The organism is Cryomorpha ignava, assembly GCF_010686655.1.
Taxonomy (GTDB): domain Bacteria; phylum Bacteroidota; class Bacteroidia; order Flavobacteriales_D; family Cryomorphaceae; genus Cryomorpha; species Cryomorpha ignava.
The window spans coordinates 190362-211722 of the sequence record NZ_JAAGVY010000002.1; the positions used below are offsets into that span (position 1 = coordinate 190362).

General features: G+C 36.8%; 21 protein-coding genes and 1 pseudogene. 20 read left to right on the forward strand and 2 right to left on the reverse strand.

Going from position 1 to position 21361, the window contains the following annotated elements; translation table 11 throughout:
- Nucleotides 1–492 precede the first annotated feature (492 nt).
- The 15 genes from G3O08_RS02115 (at nt 493) to G3O08_RS02185 (ending at nt 14770) form a co-directional block, all read left to right on the forward strand.
- The gene (locus G3O08_RS02115) at nt 493–729 is read left to right on the forward strand and encodes a hypothetical protein (protein WP_163283010.1); all 237 of its coding nucleotides are present in this window, start codon (nt 493–495) and stop codon (nt 727–729) included.
- A 1153-nt stretch (nt 730–1882) separates the two neighbouring features.
- The gene (locus tag G3O08_RS02120; protein ID WP_163283011.1) at nt 1883–3346 is read left to right on the forward strand and encodes an aminoacyl-histidine dipeptidase; all 1464 of its coding nucleotides are present in this window, start codon (nt 1883–1885) and stop codon (nt 3344–3346) included.
- A gap of 19 nt (nt 3347–3365) precedes the next feature.
- Entirely contained in the window at nt 3366–3527 is a 162-nt protein-coding gene (locus G3O08_RS02125) for a hypothetical protein (protein WP_163283012.1), read from the forward strand.
- 667 nt (nt 3528–4194) lie between these two features.
- The gene (locus tag G3O08_RS02130) at nt 4195–4866 is read left to right on the forward strand and encodes a toll/interleukin-1 receptor domain-containing protein (protein WP_163283013.1); all 672 of its coding nucleotides are present in this window, start codon (nt 4195–4197) and stop codon (nt 4864–4866) included.
- Between the two features lie 748 nt (nt 4867–5614).
- Nucleotides 5615–7459 carry a hypothetical protein gene (locus tag G3O08_RS02135; RefSeq protein WP_163283014.1) on the forward strand — a complete coding sequence of 615 codons (1845 nt, stop codon included), beginning with the start codon at nt 5615–5617 and terminating at the stop codon, nt 7457–7459.
- Between the two features lie 133 nt (nt 7460–7592).
- A complete protein-coding gene (locus G3O08_RS02140) occupies nt 7593–8057 on the forward strand; it encodes a hypothetical protein (protein ID WP_204336747.1) in 465 nt (154 codons plus the stop codon).
- A gap of 390 nt (nt 8058–8447) precedes the next feature.
- Nucleotides 8448–8687: a DUF6364 family protein gene (locus tag G3O08_RS02145; RefSeq protein WP_163283015.1), complete on the forward strand. Its 240-nt coding sequence runs from the start codon at nt 8448–8450 to the stop codon at nt 8685–8687.
- Nucleotides 8680–9099 (forward strand): type II toxin-antitoxin system VapC family toxin, encoded by a 420-nt coding sequence (locus tag G3O08_RS02150; RefSeq protein ID WP_163283016.1) that lies wholly within the window; start codon nt 8680–8682, stop codon nt 9097–9099. Before G3O08_RS02145 ends, G3O08_RS02150 begins: the two co-directional genes overlap by 8 nt.
- Before the next feature lie 475 nt (nt 9100–9574).
- Entirely contained in the window at nt 9575–10354 is a 780-nt protein-coding gene (locus tag G3O08_RS02155) for a redoxin domain-containing protein (RefSeq protein WP_163283017.1), read from the forward strand.
- Between the two features lie 328 nt (nt 10355–10682).
- The gene (locus tag G3O08_RS02160; protein WP_163283018.1) at nt 10683–11156 is read left to right on the forward strand and encodes a hypothetical protein; all 474 of its coding nucleotides are present in this window, start codon (nt 10683–10685) and stop codon (nt 11154–11156) included.
- A complete protein-coding gene (locus G3O08_RS20850) occupies nt 11149–11700 on the forward strand; it encodes a hypothetical protein (protein ID WP_204336748.1) in 552 nt (183 codons plus the stop codon). Before G3O08_RS02160 ends, G3O08_RS20850 begins: the two co-directional genes overlap by 8 nt.
- 137 nt (nt 11701–11837) lie before the next feature.
- Nucleotides 11838–12311, forward strand: coding sequence for a DMP19 family protein (locus tag G3O08_RS02170; RefSeq protein WP_163283019.1), 474 nt, complete (start codon nt 11838–11840; stop codon nt 12309–12311).
- A gap of 77 nt (nt 12312–12388) precedes the next feature.
- A complete protein-coding gene (locus G3O08_RS02175) occupies nt 12389–12880 on the forward strand; it encodes a hypothetical protein (protein WP_163283020.1) in 492 nt (163 codons plus the stop codon).
- 301 nt (nt 12881–13181) lie between these two features.
- On the forward strand, nt 13182–13982 hold the full coding sequence (locus G3O08_RS02180; protein WP_163283021.1) for a type IV toxin-antitoxin system AbiEi family antitoxin domain-containing protein: 801 nt from the start codon (nt 13182–13184) through the stop codon (nt 13980–13982).
- Nucleotides 13982–14770 carry a nucleotidyl transferase AbiEii/AbiGii toxin family protein gene (locus G3O08_RS02185; protein WP_163283022.1) on the forward strand — a complete coding sequence of 263 codons (789 nt, stop codon included), beginning with the start codon at nt 13982–13984 and terminating at the stop codon, nt 14768–14770. Before G3O08_RS02180 ends, G3O08_RS02185 begins: the two co-directional genes overlap by 1 nt.
- 181 nt (nt 14771–14951) lie before the next feature.
- Here the strand turns inward: G3O08_RS02185 and G3O08_RS02190 are convergent, their stop codons facing one another.
- Nucleotides 14952–16085, reverse strand: a complete 1134-nt coding sequence (locus G3O08_RS02190; RefSeq protein ID WP_163283023.1) for a DEAD/DEAH box helicase — start codon at nt 16083–16085, stop codon at nt 14952–14954.
- Between the two features lie 349 nt (nt 16086–16434).
- Here G3O08_RS02190 and G3O08_RS02195 point away from each other — a divergent pair, with 349 nt between their 5' ends.
- From G3O08_RS02195 to G3O08_RS02205, 3 genes and pseudogenes are all read left to right on the forward strand, one after another.
- The gene (locus G3O08_RS02195; protein WP_163283024.1) at nt 16435–16788 is read left to right on the forward strand and encodes a hypothetical protein; all 354 of its coding nucleotides are present in this window, start codon (nt 16435–16437) and stop codon (nt 16786–16788) included.
- 90 nt (nt 16789–16878) lie between these two features.
- Nucleotides 16879–17187: pseudogene (locus G3O08_RS20855) on the forward strand (nuclear transport factor 2 family protein); the annotation flags it as partial.
- Between the two features lie 206 nt (nt 17188–17393).
- Nucleotides 17394–17768 carry a DUF2237 family protein gene (locus G3O08_RS02205; RefSeq protein ID WP_204336749.1) on the forward strand — a complete coding sequence of 125 codons (375 nt, stop codon included), beginning with the start codon at nt 17394–17396 and terminating at the stop codon, nt 17766–17768.
- Here G3O08_RS02205 and G3O08_RS02210 read toward each other — a convergent pair.
- Complete coding sequence (locus tag G3O08_RS02210) at nt 17765–19045, reverse strand: NAD(P)/FAD-dependent oxidoreductase (RefSeq protein ID WP_163283025.1); 1281 nt, start codon at nt 19043–19045, stop codon at nt 17765–17767. The two genes, G3O08_RS02205 and G3O08_RS02210, sit on opposite strands and share 4 nt — an antisense overlap.
- A 609-nt stretch (nt 19046–19654) precedes the next feature.
- Between G3O08_RS02210 and folE the strand changes: the two genes are divergently transcribed.
- A complete protein-coding gene (folE, locus tag G3O08_RS02215) occupies nt 19655–20353 on the forward strand; it encodes a GTP cyclohydrolase I FolE (protein WP_163283026.1) in 699 nt (232 codons plus the stop codon).
- A gap of 256 nt (nt 20354–20609) precedes the next feature.
- A complete protein-coding gene (locus G3O08_RS02220; RefSeq protein WP_163283027.1) occupies nt 20610–21134 on the forward strand; it encodes a glutathione peroxidase in 525 nt (174 codons plus the stop codon).
- Nucleotides 21135–21361: the final 227 nt, after the last annotated feature.

A 21361-nucleotide genomic window follows, 5' to 3' on the forward strand; every position in this document is an offset into this window, starting at 1 on the left:
TCATGGAAATTTGGAGTGATAAGAATTCATCTTGTTTTACTGTTATTTGCAGTTTCCAATAATTGAGAAGTTAAAAACCGTTGTAGAAATATTATGGATTTTATTAAAGTGCTATATTTAGCGGTAGGATTGGGGTTCGGTGAATAATATTTCGGAATTCATCAGGTATTCCCATATGCTAAATAAGCGCAACAGTTGCACTTATCTCCTGATATTGACGGATATAGTTAACTAGTTGCGTTTATTGAATTGTTGCAGCGCATTAAAAAATGAACGATAGAGAGATCAGAAAAACTTGGAGAAAGTTGACAATTCCATTTGTTATTAGACTTATCGTGCTTATGACAGCAATACTTTTTCACCGATTGGGTAGTAAACGACCAGGATCGCAGACGCTTTGGTTATTTGCAGGAGTCCTTGGAGCCGTATTCACACTTTTGCCAGGATTCAAAATGCTTAAATTTCGACAGTACTTAAAGAACAGAGACGAAAATGACTGACAAGAAGGTTATTATCGCCCTGACGCAAGACGAAGCAGTAGTGCTCTACGACTACCTGACTCGTTTCAACAGTCAAGACAATAATGTCCCATTTGATGACCAAGCTGAACAACGAGTATTGTGGGACATTGAGTCCATGCTTGAAAAAGAAATGGTAGCATCCTTAAAGACAAACTATCAAGACATAGTTAAACAAGCTCGCGACAATATTCGTGACAATGAAAAATAATAAAAACACGCACTGCAACACTCTGTATAGTGCATACTCTTCGGGATACGCACCATACAGTATCGTTGTGTGTCAGCTAAAAAACACTCCGACCCAAAACGGCAAATAATCAGTAACTTTACCTTATGAAACCAAGGTTGTATTTTGACACGTCAGTTTTTGGGGGTATTTATGACATAGAATTTGAAAAAGAAACTAAACAGCTCTTTGAAATGGTCGAGCTTGGGGAAATTGTATGCTTGTATTCGGAATTGACAATTGCCGGAACTTGAAAACGCACCAGAAAAAGTTAAAAAGCATTTTCAAAAAGTTCTGACTGCCAACGCGGAAAAAGTTGAATTGACTTCTACCAGCAGAGAACTTGCGAACATGTTTTACAAGCAAAAGTTGTAGGGACGACCAGCCTTGATGACTGTTTACATATTGCTACTGCTACAATAAATAAAGCGGATATTCTCGTAAGTTGGAATTTTAAGCATATCGTGAATTTTTTCAGAATCAGAGGTTACAATTCCATCAACATCAGAGAGGGACATCAACAATTAGACATCAGGTCACCGAAAGAAATTATAAGACATGAAGACGACAACTAAAGATTTTGATACAGTAGCTTTTTTTAGGGTTGAAAAGGAAAGGATTGCCATAGAAATCTCGAATATGACTTTCGAAGAACTCAAAGCATATTTGAAATCCAAAAGCAAGTGGGTGAATAAAAAATAAAAGCCGACCACACAACATTATATAATCGTAATGCAGGGTGAACGTCTAAAGATGAATATCATACAAGGAATGAGCCTTACGGTGAATTGAAAGGATTTGCTTCGAAATCCTGCCCTACGCATCATACACATGCCGCTCTACCACAAAAGATTAATAATTCAAACCGCATGCTCAATTCAAACGATTGTTAGCTTCAGTAAAAGTACCCTTGATTGACGACCTACCCAATTCTCATTATCAGGAAATATAGAATCTGTTGTGCCACCTATAAATATCTTTTTATCAAGCGTTTCGCAAGCCAGCAATCCCATCGACCAATAGCTTAAAATGAGTTTATTGATCCATTAAACATATAAATCAAAGCCTTCTGTCGCTAATTTCACCCTTCATTTGCTAAGGAATAGTAAATTTGTATTCCAAAAAAACGAAGCCCATGAGCAATTCAATACGCAATATAGAACCTAAATCACTGTGGAATCATTTTGCAGATTTAAATGCAGTTCCGCGCCCGAGTAAAAAAGAGGAGCGTGTTAAGGCGTTTATGATGTCGTTTGGAGAAAGTCTGGGTTTACCTACACGCATGGATCCCGTTGGGAATGTAATCATTACCAAACCTGCTAGTGCCGGAATGGAAGACCGTGCGCCCATCGTGATGCAAAGTCACTTAGATATGGTGCACCAAAAGAACAATGCCACCCAATTTGATTTTGATACCGAAGGCATCAAGATGTACATAGATGGAGACTGGGTAAAGGCCGATGGCACAACCCTGGGCGCTGACAATGGAATAGGTGTTGCCACCATTATGGCGATATTGGCCAGCACAGATATTGATCACCCTGCGATGGAAGTCTTGTTTACAATAGATGAAGAAACCGGGATGACCGGCGCTTTGGGCTTGCAAGGTGGTGAGCTGACAGGGAAATACCTTCTGAATCTAGATACCGAAGACGATGATGAATTAAGCATCGGCTGTGCAGGTGGGGTAGATGTTACGGTTACAAAAGCCTACACCGAAATAGATACACCACCAGCCCACACGGCCTATCAACTAACTATGAATGGCCTGAATGGCGGCCATAGTGGGATGGACATAAACAAGGGATTAGGGAATGCCAACAAATTGCTGAACCGCATCTTGTGGGTGGCTGATGCCAAATTTGACATCCATCTCGCCAGTTTTGATGGCGGTGGTTTGCGCAATGCCATTCCACGTGAAGCCACTGCTACGGTGGTTGTGAATGAAAAAGAAGCCACCGATTTTGAAGCTTTTATAAAGAAAACCATTGTCGTTATTCAACAAGAATACCTTGTGATGGAAGCTGGATTGAACCTCGATGTGGTTTCAGCTGACATGCCGGCCAAGGTGATGGACTTGGCAGCCCAAAAGCAAATCCTTTCTGCGCTTTATGCTTGTCCAAATGGCGTTTACCGGATGAGTCCGGATATACCGGATATGGTACAAACTAGTAATAACGTGGCAAGGGTGCTGGTAGGCAATGGTGAAATAAAAGTGCTTTGCTTAACACGCAGTTCGGTAGATTCTGAAAAAGATGATTTGGCTCAAGCCATCACAGCCAACTTTATCAATATGCAAGCCACTGTTGAACTTTCCGGAGATTACCCTGGCTGGACACCCATGCCAGATTCGAGCATTGTTGACTTAATGACAGACCTATATGTAGAAATGTACGATGACCAGCCAAATGTTTTGGCGTGTCATGCAGGTTTGGAATGTGGAATTCTGGGAACCAACTATCCGGAGATGGAAATGATTTCATTCGGGCCGAATATCCGCGGCGCGCATTCACCCGATGAGAAAGTTCAAATAAGTTCGGTACAAAAATTTTGGGAGTTTACGCTTGAAGCTTTGAAGCGTATTCCAAGTGCGAACTAAAGGGCAGATGTAATAAAAATTGAAAGACCTCATTCAAACAATAGATGGAATAGCTAAGTACGGACTGTACCCGGATTTAGAAATTGAGAATAAAGAAATTGACTTAGAATTTAATCTTATAAGACTTTATTCCCTTTCCTTCCAGATTACGAATGAAATCGAAAAAGTGCATGAAAAGTAAGAAGCGATGCTGAAGAAATTTCTCGTCTCGTTCTCCGAAACTGCGCAAGAAACATAGTTTATTGCAACCGTTACCTTCCCAAGCTAATGAAACCGCCAAACAAAAAGTCTGAAATTAAACCTTGGTTGCCTCTACTCGGGGTAATACCCTTTGTATTTATTTTTCTTTGGATGGAAACCGGAAATTTAGGCACTACTGAAATCATTGTTGCTTCAACATGTATATTAGTGGCTTTCGGCGCATTGTTTTTTTTAAACCGGAATTCGCGTAAATGATATACACCGAACAGTTGAGAGAGATTGTGATTGAATCCTTACGATTGGGAGAGTAGGAGCTGCCAGATTGTTGGATATGATTTTTAATGGGAATAACACCAGGAAACATTGGTGAGGCAAGTTTTTGAAGGATTATTTGGTTTCTGGGTGGTGATTGAGAGTTTTTTTTGACCTAATACCCCCTTTTTTTTCATTTAATCGCTAATTTAGCTTTATGGAGATTGAGAAATTCAATAGCTATTTACATAACGAAATGCTCACGTGGTATATTTTAAATTGGCTTTTGTATCTCCTTCATCCTTTTGTTTGTCAAAATTTTTATTAATTGGTAAGCATTAGGAAATTACTCGATAAAAAGAATCTCGAATATAGAATAAGAACCACCCAGAGCTATGCGACATAAATTATTTATAAGTTATTCAAACTGTGATTCAGAAAAAGTGGAACTGATCAATACCATTCTAACGCATAATAAGATCTTCACACCTTTAATAATTGCGAAAAATCGTGAACCACTTATGCCTCTTTCTGAAAAAGTTACTAATGGAATAACATCTGCCGAAGTAGTTATTCCCATCCTGACGAAAAAATCAATTAAAACCCAATGGATTAATCAGGAAATTGGATATGCTAAGGCCAAAGACAAAGAAATAATACCAATTGTTGAAAGTGGCTTAATAGATAAACTAAAAGGGTTTATTCATAAGCAAATAGACCTACCATACAGTTTTATTCCAAACATTAATAAATTTCAGGAGCATAAGGATTTTAGCAATATGTTCAAGATATTGCTCATTGATTTAGAAGCAAAATATTCTGATATAGTCGTTTCAGCTTCTAAGGATGACGTTAAAAAATATTTAGAGAAAGGAAGGCTTATCAAATATGAGGAGGGTAGCAGACATTTTTTAGTTGGTAATACCGTCCACCCTTTTTCAGATGCCGATACTCCAGCCTATGTTCAGAAACTATTAAAGAGGAAACATGATGATGCTTTAAAAATTGAAAAGAGCCAGTATGATAACTATGAAAAGGGTAGAAGAGTTTTATTTAAAAAAGTATAAAAGTATTTTTTAAGGAGCGCTAAAAATTTAAATCGAGCCTATCTAACCGTGCTGCGCTTTTTAGCAAAACGTTAGAATGTATTTGAAAAGTGACATCAAAACACAAGTTATTAGCTGCTTATGATTATTTTGATTCCGATCATATATTATATGGCAGCTGAAGAATATGGTAAAAACACAGCTTTCATAGCAACCGCTGGAATCGTATTCGTAGGGTCAAGTGCATTGATAACTAGTCGATTGTTGGATAGATATTCTAAAATAGAACGAAAGGATAATAGGAAAATGATACTTTTAGTTTTTTTGTTCTTGGTAATAGCTTTATTGTCCACCCTTATTTTTGACCTACGGGGCTTGGTAATTTGTCTGTGGCTGCCTATGTCGATGTTTTTAATTCGTATACTTTTTGGTAATGATAAAACATAATTACTTCTATAAAATGGGAATTTAGTCCTTCCGTAAACCATGTCAATATTGTCGTTTTTCGTTGGTTTTTATTTCTTTATACGCAGGTTAGGGTTCGACTTTTTTTGAGACGGCTATTAATATTTTCTTTTAAATGCTATATTTATCGGAAGAACAGGGAATTGATGATTGAAGATCGAGAAATTCAACACGTAATCCTACATACGAAAGGAGACTTGCCAACGTCTTTTGCCCTGCTATACAAGCGGATAAAGATAAAAATAGTGATGTTCCAGTTTTTTGGCAACTAACCGAAAAAACAACCGAACTAAAAGAGAAACAGATGAAATTAGAAAAGATACTAGATAAACTTGGGTCATTAGAGAAGAATTCTTTTATAAAAATAATTGATCACATCATTTCCAAAAACCCTAAGAATTCAAAGGAAATTGAGAAAATCTTAAGTTCGTCAGATAAAGGATTGAAATCTGTTGACAGCCTTAATATTTCTAATATTTTCACGTTGATTTCAACAGAATTTACAGAACATTTAAAATGTGAATTCCAAGAGGCCAACTCGCAATTGGACATATTAATTGACATTATAATTCGAGACGGAAATTGCTTGATGAGACAAGATTGGTTTTCAAGATTGTATGATACAGAAATCAAGAATCTAAAAGGAAAGATCAAAACTTTGACCGCAGAATTAGAAAATGAAAAATCAGAACTAAGTGAATCCAAAAAACGGGATTACCGAGTATATAAGGCTTGCTTATCTACCGCCTATACGAACGATATTACTAATAATCGTGATGCCAAAATTACTTCTGATGAGTTGTCGATTATATTAACCTTATCAAAACAACTTGGACTTTCCCAAGAGGATATCAAATTGATTAACTATTCTATTTTACCAATCAAAAAAACTGATATTCAAGATGTAATAAACAACTTAAAGAATATCGGAGTCGTATTTTACTCGAAAAAGGAAAATACAATCTACGTCGCTGATGAAATGGTAAGACTTCTAAGAAAAGTCAGACAAAAAGAAGTGGCCGAAAAATTTTATAGGCGAACATTGAAATTATTGAGAGAACCAATAATTAATCAAATATCCAAAGAACATAACATTGACAGAAAATTAAATGCTTCTCAAAAAATAGAGGAGATAATTAAGCAGGGCATCTCGTTCACAGATTTACTCAAAGATGAAATATACAAGGAAGGAACAAATCTAACCGAAAAGAAAAAAAATCTAAATGAGCTATGTGAGAAAGGTTTAAATATTCCGAATCTGAAAGGCAGCACTATTGAAGACAAAATCAAAAGTTTAATTGACCATTTTGAAAACGTCGAAAAGGACGAAAAGGTTGGAATATCTATTGATGGATTTGATAAAATGCTCGCGGAACTCAATCAATCACTTCCAAAACTCAATAAGGAACTCAAGGAACAATTTGAGTTGCAAGATGAATATGTGCTAAGTGCAGATTATCTCCTTGACTATAACATAAAGCCTAGAGATATTTTAGATTTAATTGCCAAGCCAGATTTATCTAAATTCACGAAAGACAATGGTATTAAACAGCGTGGAGATGATATCTTAAATATTCTTGATCATTACAAGGATGTTGAAAATCTTTATTTGGAAAACTATGCCAACGTTGGGTATCGCAACTTAAACTTGCTGAAAGAAAATGGAATTTCGGTTAAGGAAAGTGAGTTAGGTTTGAAGTTTGAAGAGCTTACCAAAGTCATTTTCAAAGGCTTAGGTTTTGATGTAGATGAAAAGCTTAAAAATGAGTTAAACACAAGCAAGGATATGATCGATATCCTGTTGAACTTGGGGAATAATGAAGTCATAATCATAGAGTGTAAAACAAGCAAAGAAAGGGGATACAATAAGTTTAGTTCGGTATCAAGACAATTAAAATCATACCAGAAATTGGCACTTAAAAATGATTTAAGAATAGTCAAGATACTACTTGTTTCACCTGAATTTAGTGATGATTTTGTTTATGATTGTGAAATGGATACTGAAATGAATTTGTCTCTCTTGACAGCGGCAACGCTTTCTAAAATATTTGAGGCATTTAAGGCTTCTAAATATCAGGAATTCCCACACGTTTTATTTCGAGATATTGTAATAAATGAAGAGCGGATTATTAAGGCATTGTCGAAATAAAAGCCGTTGCCAAAACTCTGCATAGTGCGTACCCGCTCCGCCGCATTTTCCTTTAATCCGCCCCCCAAAAAGGGCCGTCGTCTACATCCACTTCTTCTAAAAGCACTACCTTACAGTCCCAAACATCCATCTATTGAAACTAACAGAACTAAGACAAAGACCCGATCTGAAAGCTAACGACAAGCTGGAAAGCGCCTATATCCAGTTTGGCAAACTCATCAGTGAGCTTAATGCTAAGGAGATACCAAATGAAGTGGCTCTCGCGATCAACAAAGAAATTGAAGACCTAAACACCACCACAGACTCGGGTAAGGATTTGAGAAACCACATTCGGCAGAATCAAACACGGATCATCAAACTACTCGAAAAAGAAGTAAAACTTGTCACCAGGAATCACCACCGCAACACGTGGTTGGCCATTGGTATGGCAGCCTTTGGCATTCCACTTGGAGTGGCTTTTGGCGCAAGCCTTGGCAATATGGCTTTTATCGGAATAGGATTGCCCATTGGCCTGGCAATCGGAGTGGCGGTGGGAACAAAATTAGATAACAAAGCTGCAGAAGAAGGACGACAACTTGATTTGGAATTGAAGTATTGAGGGGGAGTTGGGTTTTGTCGATTTTGTTTGAGTCTTTATGTTTCTAAATTCATCTTTGCTATCAACCTATAAAATCCCATGCACGCATTCCGGAAGGAGTTGGGTTACCTCCGCCTTAATTTTCTTATACTTGTTAAAACGAAACAGTTGAGCAGATGGGTTTGATATCTACTATTTTAAGTCCGTATGAGTAATAAGTTTAAATAGTTGCTCTTATTGAATTATTACCAGCAATTGAAGAAAAAACAGAAATAAATTCGAGAAATGAATAAAAAGCCAGGGCCTGAGGTATAGAGTGTATAACCTGTGGGATCCACACCATACAGTTGCATAATCTACCAGAATTTGATAAGTCACCAGCAATACGTATATTTGAATAAATATTTACGTATGAATACCAAGCTGACATTATCTTTGAAAAAATCCGTTATTGAAAGAGCTAAACAATATGCGCGAAAAAACAATCAAAGTCTCTCTCAAGTTATTGAATCGTATTTAGACAAAATCACTTCTAACAACGCAGAATACGGTGATAAGGAGCTTGATTCAATTCGTGGCATAATTACTTTGCCAAAAGATTTTGACCCAAAAAAGGAAATGAACAAAATCAGAATCCAAAAACATGGCTGAGAATAATCTATTTATAGATACGAATGTGATTATTGATTTACTTGCGGATAGGCTGCCGTTTTCGAATGCGGCTTTTGAAATATTTCATAAATCAAACAGGTCGAGGTGGAATCTTTATACTTCTTCAAATTCAATAATAACTTCTTTTTACATAATTGAAAAAAACGTGAATTCTAAACTTGCTAATAAGGCAATTCGAACGATTCTCAATAGAGTTACAGTGCAAGATCTAAATAAGTTAGATTTGCTTAATGCTTTAAATTCGAGTACTGCCGATCTTGAAGATGCGGCTCAAATTGGATGTGCTAAAAAAATCGGAAAAATAAATTTCATTGTCACAAGGGACAGAAAAGGGTTTGAGAGATCTCAAATTGAAATTATTTCTCCTGACGAATTAGTGAATACCCAATAATCCGATTCCGATAGATAACACGCTACGATGGTGCCAGATAGGCTGTTGCTAAATCTGTAACATCACGATAATAGTTTATCAAGCTACAATGACTCAATTAATATTCGAAAAATTAAAGTAAAACAACTGGTAATATTTTGGATAGTCCATAACCACCGGGATACGTACGATACATTTGCCGTTAGCATTCCCAATCAAAAGCGTATGAAGTGACCTGACTGTAAACGCATGGAAAATCGGAGTCATTCATGCTTCATTCAAGGAAAGTGAATAATTTGATGCTCTGTCGGGGTATGACGAATCGTTTAAATTAATTCAAGTATTGCCAGCACGCATCACGGCATGTGGCCCATATCTGCTCCGGCTAAGCATGGCTTCCCAAAATGACTTGCTATGCCTTTTAAGAATACAAGTACATCCATAATTTACCATTCCTAGATTGGGATAGCCAGGATATTCAAACTACCTTTCTACCATGTTGAAGAAATTATTGATAGCCTTTTCCCTCCTTCTTCACTTTGGAGTATACGCTCAACTCGCTGATGGCAGCACGGCACCCGATTTCACCCTCACGGATTATAATGGAATAGAGCATAATTTATATTCATACCTGGATGCAGATATAACCGTTATTGTTGAGATATTCGCAGCGCATTGTCCTAATTGCTGGGCATATCACCAAACACACACCCTGAAAAACCTATACAATACATACGGACCAGATGGCACAAATGAAGTGATGGTACTGACCTTGGAACACGACCAATGGAACGGTCACGACGCCTTCATCGGAGTAGGTCCGGCATGGGTAACCCAAGGAAATTGGTTAGAAGGAACACCCTTCCCGATCTTTAATGTGGAAGATCCAGACCGCGGTGTATTTGATGATTACAATGTGGTAGGCTACCCGGTTGTCTATAAAATTTGTCCCAATAAAATTGTCGAAAGGATTTCTACTTCCGCAACAACTCAACAGATCTACGAAAAAGTACAAGCTTGCCAGTTAGCGCTTTCCATCAACGAAATCACCGACTTGGGAGATGTTTATTACGATGCTAAGACTGGAAATCTGAACATATCCGCTTACGAAAAAGTGAGATCCATTCGCGTGATGACTGTCACGGGGCAAATAGTGCGAACAACCATAGCCATGGTTTCAAATGAGATTCACCTTGGCTATCTCCAATCGGGAATTTACCTCTTTGAAATCCGTACCGACAACACGACGCTAGTTCGCAAATTCTATTTGGATTAAAATCTTCCTTTTCCCATTACTAAAATTGATACCTCGCATAAAGTCAATGCCTCGCGGCTATGCCCGAAATCGGATCACAAAATCCGCACAAACCTCAAAAATAATGACTATTACTGTAGCATGTGGAATAACCCCATTCATGAAATAAGCGCAATTGCACTTATTCAATTCTGTCAAAAGCCCGCGCTTAGCAAGCATCTTCATAATCTGCAGGTTGACTGTTATGTGAACCTTTTAGGTATCAATTAATAAGTGACGAGGTAAATAATATCAGTTTATTAAATTGATAAACTATGTTTTGTATATTTGTATTATTTCAAAGGGATATATGAAATTAAAGCACCTTCCATCAGATAATGAATTGGACGCCGCAATTTCTGAAGTATCAAAAGAAGATTTCAATAGAATAAAGAGGGATAAGAATTTTTCCTTTGACTGGCAATTTGAAGAAACAAATGATGTTTATAAAATGCAGCTTGTTTCTGAAAAGACAGAAATACTAGGATTGATGTCATTGATTGATCGGAAGGATGAATACAGAATTCATATAAATTTATTAGAAACAAATGAGCGGCAGCGAGGTAAGAATAATGGGATTGATAATATAGCTGCATGCCTTATCGCATTTGCGGCAGAAATCGCAATAAAAAGAGGCTATTATGGATTTGTTTCTTTAACACCTAAAACAAAATTGATTGATCATTACCAAGATAAATATGGCTTTCGTCAATACGGTCGCTATTTGGGCATAGATGGAGTTACATCACAAAATCTAGTAGAAAAACATTTGAAAGATGAGTAAGTATAAAGAACCTACATACGAAGATTTAAGGAAGAAATATACGGATGAAGAAATTGCAGAAAGCTTTGTCTTTAGAAGCACCATGACCGTTGATGAACAAGCTGTAGCTGATAAAGAATTTAGAAAACACAGGTTTGAGCTATTAAAGAATATGTCAGATGAACAGGTGCTGCATGGAGAACTATTAAGGACGAAATACTTGATGAAAGACTATTTTAATCAAAATTTCTTCATTGATGAATATTCCTTTTCTAATCAACTAAGAAAGTATATAAGTTTGCTAAACCGAAATATGGCAAACTTTGCTTCAGATATAGATATTCATAAAACAAAGCTTAGTAGAATACTTAATGATAGAGAAAATCCGAATATCGACTTGATGTATAGACTAGAACAGCACAGTGGGAAAATGATACCGGCTACTTATTGGTATAAGCTGCATTCAAGGAAATTAGAAGAAGAAATAAAGAGAAATGATGAGAAGAGGATGGATGAATATAAAAAGGTTAAAAACGAACTGAAATTCAAAATTTCCGCAAAGTAGAAAAGAAAATTCGGAGAACTTTTTTAGTATGCCCGTACTTCCCTGATAATTTCGCAAGGGCTGAAGGCATGGCAAATCAAAATATTTAGAGGATGAGTGCCATAACTTTGTCGTTGCAACAATTGAACTAAAAAATAATGGAAAACATTTCAAATAGAGCTTTAATAAGTCGCATCTACAGTACAGCCGACCAAAACCTGGAGGACGCTGACTTTGAAGCTGAAAGTTGGTCGCAGTGGTATTCCGCTGTTCAAGAACTACCTGTGCCTGAAAAGATGGTTTACGTGATCGTGAAATTAAATCAGGCGGTAACACATGGTGGTTTTACGGAATTTTACGAAACCTCACTAGGGGTTTTTGCTCCCGAAATTATTCATGCCCTCAATGAAATTAAGGCGGTAGCAACTGCCGAAATTGTTTCGAGCACTTTGCTGGTTGTAAATCCCACAGGACTTCTGGATGAAGATTACAAAGCGTTTGTTTTTAATCTTAAGCTTTCTGAACAACAAAAGGCGCAACTTTACACGCAAGATATTCGGTATGACCAACTGCACGGACATGAGAATTTAGAGGATCTACTCGGTGCGTATTTACAGGATATAGTTAAATGAAAGTACTTGTCAGATTACTTAGTTATTTCGGATTAATCATCCTATTGACCCAGTGCGCTGCTTTTGGAAGCAAAACATTGTATAAGACTGACCGACCAATTACATTTGAACCCTCAAGAATTGGTGTCAGTCAACTTTTAAGAGAGGATATATTAAATCAGATAGTTGGTTCCACCGGGAAATATTATGGATGGGCAGTTGGCGGGTTTTTAAAAGAAAAGCATATTGCACGTGTTGAAGTCACCATTCCGCAATTTGACGACTTTTTGAATGTGGACAAAGGTGTGATTATAGAATTATGTGAAAGAGATTCTTTAGATGGAATACTGGTTGGCAGATTGAGGTATATATTTGTTGATTACTACACCTTATTTATTCCCATGGGTCAAAGTCAGGATACCGAGGTGGAATTGCAGTATTATGACTCAAAGGGTGAACTGATTATTCATACCAGGCATAATACACAGAATGGCAATACTTATGGAAACATGCCAAGTCCTGATTTAACTGTGAGAGATGGAGCCATTGGGGCACTCAAAAAGATGTTTAAAGAAATGGAGGTTAAATAAATGTGCTGGAATAGTTCATTTTTTAATCTCTCTAACTGAAACAGTTGCTACCCGTCTCAAAACAACCACTCAAAACTCCAAATTTTCAGAATCCATCATATCCACCGCCCGTTTCATTTTCTTTTGAATGACTTTAAAGTGATGTTTGTCCTCTTCAGTTACAAAAGTAATGGCGTCGCCGGGGTTTTCTGTTGGACTGTGCCTAAATCATAAGGCCTTAAATTTCAAAATCGCCCGTATAAGCATCCCTTTATTTGTTTGCGATTAACTACATTATGTGTAGCTTTGTGCAAACTAATTAATGAGCTTACAAAAAACATATAACTCCATTGAAAACTATTTGCGCAAAGTACAATCGAAGGGTCGATACACTTTGACATTAAATGAATTAACGAGCAAATTCGACTCTTCTGAAAAGGCAATTCTCCAGAACACCTTTCGGCTAAAGTCCAAAAACTTGCTTGCTCAGGTGAGAAAAGAATTCTATGTAATTCTGCCTCCTCAATATTTAGAAAGAGGTATGATTCCGCCAACCCTGTTTATCGGAGATCTCATGGAGTTTTTGCAGCGAGAGTATTACATAGGATTGTTGTCTGCCGCAGCACTTCATGGTGCAGGGCATCAACAGCCGATGCAGTTTCAGGTAATGATTAATAAACCACCCTTAAGAAGAATCAAAAACAAGAAGCTTGATCTACATTTTTATGTGAAGAGCAAATGGCGATCGGAGGACATCGTTGAAAAGATAACTGAAACCGGATATATCCAGGTATCATCTCCTTCGCTTACTGCATTCGACCTTGTACGTTACCATAAGAAAATCGGTGGTCTCAATCGTGTAATCCCTATACTTGAAGATTTGGTGGAAAACATTAAGCCTGCCGAGCTCGATAGAACTGCTAGAAATCAAAAAGCACCCGACATCCAAAGATTGGGTTACTTACTGGAGCAATTGGGTAGTAAAAATTTGTCATTTATCCTCTATAATAAAATAGAGGAAAAGTCTTTACGCGAAATCCCAATTTCATTGTCACATAAGAATAGAGACGGAGAGTTGAACTCCAAATGGAATGTAATAATCAATACAGAACTCGATTTCTAATGCTGCCAAGGCGATATATAGACGAATGCAAAGAATTTGCACATTGGCTAGAAAATGCCCAAGTGGAACAAGATCTTGTTATTGAAAAAGCGATGATGGAATTGTTCTCCGATCCATTCTTAAAAGAGCGCTTGGCCTTTAGAGGAGGAACTGCCTTGCACAAAATATTCTTAAAACCGCAGGTGAGATATTCCGAAGATATCGACTTAGTCCAGATTAGAGCGAAACCTATTAAAGACACTATTTCTGTTGTAAGAAAACAACTTGATTTCTTAGGTAAACCTGTCGTAAAACAAAAAGCGAATAACAATACTTTGGTTTACCGTTTTGAGTCCGAAATTCCACCTGTTGTAAACTTGAGACTTAAGATTGAGATAAATTGTAGGGAGCACTTTACCGTATTGGGTTACAAAGAGATTGAACATAAAATTGAGAACAGCTGGACAAACGGTTTTTGTAAACTCACGGCATTTGAAGTGGAAGAAATGCTGGGCACAAAATTGCGGGCACTTTATCAACGAAAAAAGGGTCGTGACTTATTTGACTTGTACCATGCCTTGACCAACCTGGACTTGGATACTGGAACATTGATCAAATGCTACCAAGAATACATGGCATTTTCGGTTGACAAACCTCATACGCAAAATCAATTTCTCCGCAATATGGAGGAGAAACTCAAAGACCCAGATTTTGAAGGAGACATCTTTGCCTTATTGAGACCAGGCATTGAATATGATCAAGCAAAAGCATACGAATTGATTAAAACCGAATTGATAGAAAAAATATGACAAGCAATTAGTCATACACACTTGCAAGTCGCACTTATATCTCAATTACAAAAACTTGTAAAAAAGTATACCTCCCGAACGCTATAAAGAAAAACAAAACACGAGAGAACAATACACAATCTACTTACTCCATTAATGTTGCGTATATTGTAATTGCTGCCTCCCATCTCAAAACAACCACTCAAAACTCCAAATTTTCAGAATCAATCATGTCCACCGCCCGTTTCATTTTCTTTTGAATGACTTTAAAGTGATGTTTATCCTCTTCAGTTACAAAAGTAATGGCATCACCTGGGTTTTCGGCTCGGCCTGTTCTTCCTATTCGGTGTATGAAATCTTTGGGAGATCTGGGCAATTCATAATTAATTACATGCGGCAAAAAGGCAATGTCTATTCCACGTGAAAGCAAATCGGTAGAAACCAACACCCGTAATTTTCCATTTACAAATTTGGTTAAAGAATCTGTCCTGCTGCCCTGACTCCGCTTACTGTGTATTGCCTGGGCATCTATACCGTTATTTCGCAATTTATCTGCTACCAGGTCGGCCTGATAAACCGATGATGTAAACACCAATACTTGTTTCCAGTCGTTGGTTTTGATTAAATGCCGAAGCAGCGGCCCTTTCTTCTCGGCAGTGACAAAATAGCCAAGCTGGTTGATTAATTCAACCATAACCCTTTCTGCTTCTACCTTAACAACTACCGGGTTTTGTAATAAAAACCCTTTTATTGCATCTACTTCCGGACTTAAAGTTGCGGAGAACAATAGGTTTTGACGTTTGGAAGGTAATAGCGCAAAAATCTGATCCATCTCCTTTTTAAAACCGAGATTTAACATCTTATCTGCTTCATCAAGTACCAGCGTAGAGAGCTGGCTAAAATGTACCGCATTAGATTCCTTAAGTTCTAATAAACGCCCGGGAGTTGCCACCAAAACATTGAGATGCTGCATACCCATCATTTGCGGATTTATAGAAACCCCGCCGTGCACAGCCATCGATTTAAAACGAAATGGGAGTTCTTGCGAAAAGGAACGAAATACTTCTTCCACTTGTATAGCCAATTCCCGTGTGGGAACCAATACCAATACATTAATATGTCTATTCTTAGTGGTGGTATGGCCATCCAGGCTTTGAATAATTGGCAGGGCATAAGCGGCCGTTTTCCCCGAACCTGTAGGAGCTATTCCCAATACATCTTTCCCTTGCAAAATAACGGGTATAGCCTTCTCCTGAATTACAGTCGGTTGTTTATAATCCTGATTGGCAATTGATTTTAAAATATATGGAGCTAATCCTAAAGATTTAAAAGACATAAAATGGATTTATTTTAGCTGATAAAGGTAGGCTTTAGAAATGCATTTTTTTTGAATGTAATATTTTAGGTACCCCTTTCGGGGAATGCCTTTCTACTGGGGGTACCAAATCAACGAATACCACAATCTTAGGATTCGACAAATCTATAATGCGTTTTCATTCGTACTTCACCGGGTTTACGATTATCAGCTAGCTTCGTTTAGTTGGTCATGAATTGAAATAGTTATATCTGAAGAATCCGAATTCGAGCTCTGCCATTGTCAGTTTAACCGATATTGAAGTTTGTGGAGTGTGGTTTATACGGAGGTTTGCGGTAAGCAAAACAGAATAACTTAAAACACTGATACAATGAAAATAACATCAAAGTCACACGGAATTATTGACTACATAGTAGTAGTTTTTTTAGCGATATCTCCCACTTTTTTTAATCTTCCTGAAATAACCAGTATTTTCACTTATGCTTTGGCCGGAATCCATCTAGGCTTAACTGTGTTGACCAGATTTGAACTGGGTCTTATTAAAGTTATTCCCTTCAAAATTCATGGATGGATTGAATTAATTGTCTCAATAGTCCTATTTGGAGTTGCCTTTTTCTTAGGCAACAAAGAAGGAGATTTTGCAAGAAACTTTTATCTCGGAGTTGCTGTAGTAGTATTTCTGACTTGGCTTATTACTGATTATCGAGTAAGTAAAACCGTTTAGGCCAATCAGAGCAGTACTGGCACTGTTTGAACCGAAATCACTGACACTGATGGATCGAAATAGGTGGCACCAATTGAACCGAGTTATCCAAAGGCAACGGCACTGTATGTGGGTGACGAATATATCCAACATAATCTCGCTGTGAAAAACGGGATTGAGGGTTTTATTGAATATTTTGAGCGAATGCAGACCGAATATCCCAACAAGTCAATCGAATTTGTACAAGCAATCTCCGAAAATGATTTAGTCGCTTTTCATACCCATCAAGTTTAGCCTGGCAATGATGAATATGTTACAATGGACTTTTTTAGGTTTGATGTGAATGGAAAAATTGTTGAACATTGGGGCTCCATACAGCAGATACCAAAAGGATCAGCCAACAAAAACAAAATGTGGTAAAGCGACTATACTTGAACGTCGGGAATTCCGGTGGAGGCTTTAAGGGCGTACTTTTTTTTGGCGTAAGTAAATTAGCTGACCATAAGCAGTTGCAGTGGATAGTTCAAAATAAGGTCTCTATAAGCTGGGTTAAATAAAGCGGCTAGCCGTTAGAAAAAGTACAATTGATAATCAATTAAATAAGATCCTGATTCAGGTATATAAGTATGCTAAATGACATTGAATTAAACATTCTGGGAACATCTCTAAAATCTTGTTGTAATAATCCTGTAACAGGATATTTCCGGGATGGATTGTGTAGAACTATAAGTGAAGATTCTGGAACTCACATATTGTGTGTTGTTTTAACTCAAGAATTTTTAGATTTCACTAAATCTTGTGGAAATGACCTTTCTACTCCTGTACCGCATTGGAACTTTCCAGGCTTAAAACCGGGTCAAAAGTGGTGTTTGTGTATATCCAGATGGCTTGAAGCAGAGCGCGCCGGTAAAGCTCCATTTGTGGTTCTTGAAGCAACACATCAGAGCGCATTAGAGTATACTACTTTAGAATTACTGCAAAAATATGAGGTAGTAGATTAACTGTTTTTAGATGTCATACTTTCCGAAAAAAACTTACCTGATATTGTCTCTATTACCGCTTGTGCAGCTCTTTCTCCAGAAATCATGGCCGCATTTAAGGAGCCATTTAACTGTGTGTCGCCTGCTAAGAATATGCTAGAAGTTAAACGTGTTTCAGACGGTGGTATTTCGTATTTTAAATCACTTAATTGGGGCAAGGCCATTGGTATATTGTAAAGCTTTATAAACTCACAAGAATGGATGCTACAATGCTCTTTTAATTCTTCTTTCACCCGCTCAATGAGCATTTCATTTGATAGGTTTTGATTATCTATTACCGTTACCGAAAGCAATTCTTTATTTGGCGTTGTAGTGGTGCCAAGACTTGTATGATAAAAAATATTATTTATTAAGGCTCCGTTTTTAGGAATGAGACCTATTAATGGTTTTCTAATAATTCTGCTTTCAGCTGTAAAATATAAGGTATCACAAGATTTCCATCGAGTTGTTTGATTTTTCACATTGGAAATCAGATGGCTTGCATCTGTTGCTACAATGGTAAAATGATTTTCTAATTTTGTATTGTCATCCAAGGTTACTTCCCCATCTTTTAAAGATGCTACTTTCGTATTGAATTTGAAGATAGTGCTCTTTAAGTTTTGTGACAGTTGCTTTGGAATCGCTTCAATTCCAGCTTTTGGCAAAGTTGCGTATCCTTCTCCAAACATTTTGTAAACAAACTCAAACATTCTGCTGGATGTATCCAATTTGTTTTCAAGAAAAATACCACTAAAGAATGGCTTAAAGAAATCATTTATCATTTCGGCTGAAAAGCCAAGACCCTTCAAATAAGATAATGTAGATGCTTCCTTATCGGCAAATATATCAGACAGATTTTTTTTCTTTAGTCTGTTATTCAGCTTCAATATTTTGAGCTTATCCGAAAAAGTTCCTATTCCGGAAAACAATGTGGGAAGTAACAAAGATGCATCTCTCAAGGGGTCACCTATTATGGTTTGTTTGCCCTTTTTAAAAATGGAAGCTCCAGGAATGAATTCTTGTAAATCTAAAGATTCCAAATCAAGATATTTCTGAGCTGCGGGGTAGGCCGTTAGCAATACTTGAAAGCCACGGTCTAATTGATAGCCATCTATAATATCTGTTTTTACTCTTCCTCCTGCGCGATCGGTTGCTTCAATAATAACAGCACTATAGCCATTATCTTCTAAAACTTTGGCGGCTATTAGTCCGCTCACTCCAGCGCCAATGATATGTATTTTATAGTCTTGCTTATTCATAGGCGTATTTTTTACTAAAGAATAGAAAAGTTAGCTATAGGCCAATTTTATCGTCTTAATCGTTGTTTAATAATGAGCCTATAAAAATAAACAAAAATACTAATGCCTTTGCTTCGAAGCAAAATTATAGAAAGCTACGAGATTACAGCAGCTTTCTATTGCTAAAAAATGAAGATCATTAGGGGATTATGCTAAAAAAATAAGGATACGATATGTTCTTTATAAACTGTATAGTAACTTTTAGAGGCGTATAGCAGGAATATTCTTTAAGCGAACGGACTATAAGTCTTGTTGCATGTCTTCTGCAATCAGAAATGTCAATAAGCTTATGGCCTTCAAGTGATTTAGACGTCCTACTGTCTGATTATTAGGTTTTTATGACGCTAGTAATACAAATCCATTGTAATACATCATTTTATAGACATCTCCATATATAGACCAGCCTCATAGATAAAGCTTATATTAATATGTCAATTTTGTTTATGGATTTTACAAAAGTGTTAAACAAAAATGGTAAATTTGTTCAAGAAGTATAGAAACAATATTCGCAGAATATACAGTTCTAGAAAGCTTCAATAACGGACTATATATCCCTACACAGTAAAATAGATGAAATTGAAAACAGCAAATCCAGCGCCAATGAATGGCAACAAATTCAGTGACTTTTCCATTGATGAGATAGGAGATGAGCATATTTACACCGGCTTAGAAACTCCTATGAAAGCCGACGCATTTATAATGTCTGATGTTGAAAAGAAGGAGAGAATCTCTGATTTATTTTCTCAGATAATGGATGTTATGGGACTGGATCTTACAGATGATTCTTTAAAAGGCACACCTGATAGGGTCGCCAAAATGTATATTGAAGAAATTTTCTCTGGACTCAATCCTGATAATAAGCCCAAAATTGCACTTTTTGAAAATAAATATCAGTACAACCAAATGTTGGTTGAAAAGAATATTACCTTTTACTCTAATTGCGAACATCACTTCGTTCCAATAATTGGTAAGGCTCACATAGCTTATGTGTCTTCCGGAAAAGTTATTGGCCTTTCTAAGCTCAATAGAATTGTACAGTATTATGCTAAACGCCCACAAGTTCAAGAGCGCTTAACAAATCAAATAGCGATGGAGCTAAAGGATGTGTTAAATACAGAAGATATTGCCGTGATAATCGATGCCAAGCATTTATGTGTTTCTTCACGAGGAGTTAAAGATGATACCTCTGCTACAGTTACCTCTTATTATGGCGGTGTATTTAACCGGCCACACAAAATTGCCGAATTACAAAACTATTTAAAACAATAAATTACTTTCACAGTTAAAGTAAAGACTTTAGATGTGACATGTAGCCAATTGCTACATACCCCTCAGCTTGCTTCGAGCTTATTGCGCGATTAAAAATTATTTGAGAATACAATGGAACTACAAGGTTATAAATTCCTTCCTAAAACGTGATGAAGGGACAGTCACTGTTGAATTTTTATCAACAAACAGCGCAGTGTCATTTCCTGAAAAAATAGTTTAAGTAGATTGTGGTATCATATCTTTCAAAATAAAACAAATGAAAATTATTAACGAAGCAAAAGCTACAAACAATAAAAAAGAGAAGGCGGTAAGTACTTCTATTTACAATATTGCTATAAATGCTCTTGACGGCAACCCTATTGAGCTTTCTGATCTAAAAGGCAAACATGTTTTATTTGTAAATGTGGCTTCAGAATGCGGTTTTACAAGTCAATATAAAGACTTGCAAAAATTGAGTGACGCATATCCAGAAAAATTGGTTGTTATAGGGTCGCCTTGTAATCAATTTGGCAAGCAAGAGCCCGGAGATGCTTCTCAAATTCAAGAATTTTGCGAGCTGAATTTTGGGGTTACATTCTTGCTAACGGAAAAGCTTTCTGTTAAGGGGATCAACCAACACCCATTATATAATTGGCTCACATCTAAAGACTTGAATGGTAAAAAGAATTCTAGTGTAAAATGGAATTTTCAAAAATATTTGGTAGATGGTAGTGGGAATCTCGTTGATTACTATTTTTCAATCACAAAACCAATGAGTTCAAAAATCACTAAACATTTATAGCGTCCTGCGCAGTTATTTCCGCATAAATAGGTTAAAAATTTGTTTATTGATTTGGATAATTCAGGGTATTGTTTAATCAAGTTTTCTTTAATAAAAAGCAGGAAAATCTTCAGAGCCAATAATAGTAAATGGGATGGGTACAAACCTGAACGAAATTAATAGGATTTGCGGAGTGAGCTCTTCGTTTGGCATATATTTTTAGATTTAATCATCTTTAGGTGAATTGT

Coding starts and splice junctions, on each gene's coding strand:
- G3O08_RS02115 (WP_163283010.1), top strand. CDS start 493: ATGACTGACAAGAAGGTTATTATCGCCCTGACGCAAGACGAAGCAGTA.
- G3O08_RS02120 (WP_163283011.1), top strand. CDS start 1,883: ATGAGCAATTCAATACGCAATATAGAACCTAAATCACTGTGGAATCAT.
- G3O08_RS02130 (WP_163283013.1), top strand. CDS start 4,195: ATGCGACATAAATTATTTATAAGTTATTCAAACTGTGATTCAGAAAAA.
- G3O08_RS02135 (WP_163283014.1), top strand. CDS start 5,615: ATGAAATTAGAAAAGATACTAGATAAACTTGGGTCATTAGAGAAGAAT.
- G3O08_RS02145 (WP_163283015.1), top strand. CDS start 8,448: ATGAATACCAAGCTGACATTATCTTTGAAAAAATCCGTTATTGAAAGA.
- G3O08_RS02150 (WP_163283016.1), top strand. CDS start 8,680: ATGGCTGAGAATAATCTATTTATAGATACGAATGTGATTATTGATTTA.
- G3O08_RS02155 (WP_163283017.1), top strand. CDS start 9,575: ATGTTGAAGAAATTATTGATAGCCTTTTCCCTCCTTCTTCACTTTGGA.
- G3O08_RS02160 (WP_163283018.1), top strand. CDS start 10,683: ATGAAATTAAAGCACCTTCCATCAGATAATGAATTGGACGCCGCAATT.
- G3O08_RS20850 (WP_204336748.1), top strand. CDS start 11,149: ATGAGTAAGTATAAAGAACCTACATACGAAGATTTAAGGAAGAAATAT.
- G3O08_RS02170 (WP_163283019.1), top strand. CDS start 11,838: ATGGAAAACATTTCAAATAGAGCTTTAATAAGTCGCATCTACAGTACA.
- G3O08_RS02180 (WP_163283021.1), top strand. CDS start 13,182: ATGAGCTTACAAAAAACATATAACTCCATTGAAAACTATTTGCGCAAA.
- G3O08_RS02185 (WP_163283022.1), top strand. CDS start 13,982: ATGCTGCCAAGGCGATATATAGACGAATGCAAAGAATTTGCACATTGG.
- G3O08_RS02190 (WP_163283023.1), bottom strand. CDS start 16,085: ATGTCTTTTAAATCTTTAGGATTAGCTCCATATATTTTAAAATCAATT.
- G3O08_RS02195 (WP_163283024.1), top strand. CDS start 16,435: ATGAAAATAACATCAAAGTCACACGGAATTATTGACTACATAGTAGTA.
- G3O08_RS02205 (WP_204336749.1), top strand. CDS start 17,394: ATGCTAAATGACATTGAATTAAACATTCTGGGAACATCTCTAAAATCT.
- G3O08_RS02210 (WP_163283025.1), bottom strand. CDS start 19,045: ATGAATAAGCAAGACTATAAAATACATATCATTGGCGCTGGAGTGAGC.
- folE (WP_163283026.1), top strand. CDS start 19,655: ATGAAATTGAAAACAGCAAATCCAGCGCCAATGAATGGCAACAAATTC.
- G3O08_RS02220 (WP_163283027.1), top strand. CDS start 20,610: ATGAAAATTATTAACGAAGCAAAAGCTACAAACAATAAAAAAGAGAAG.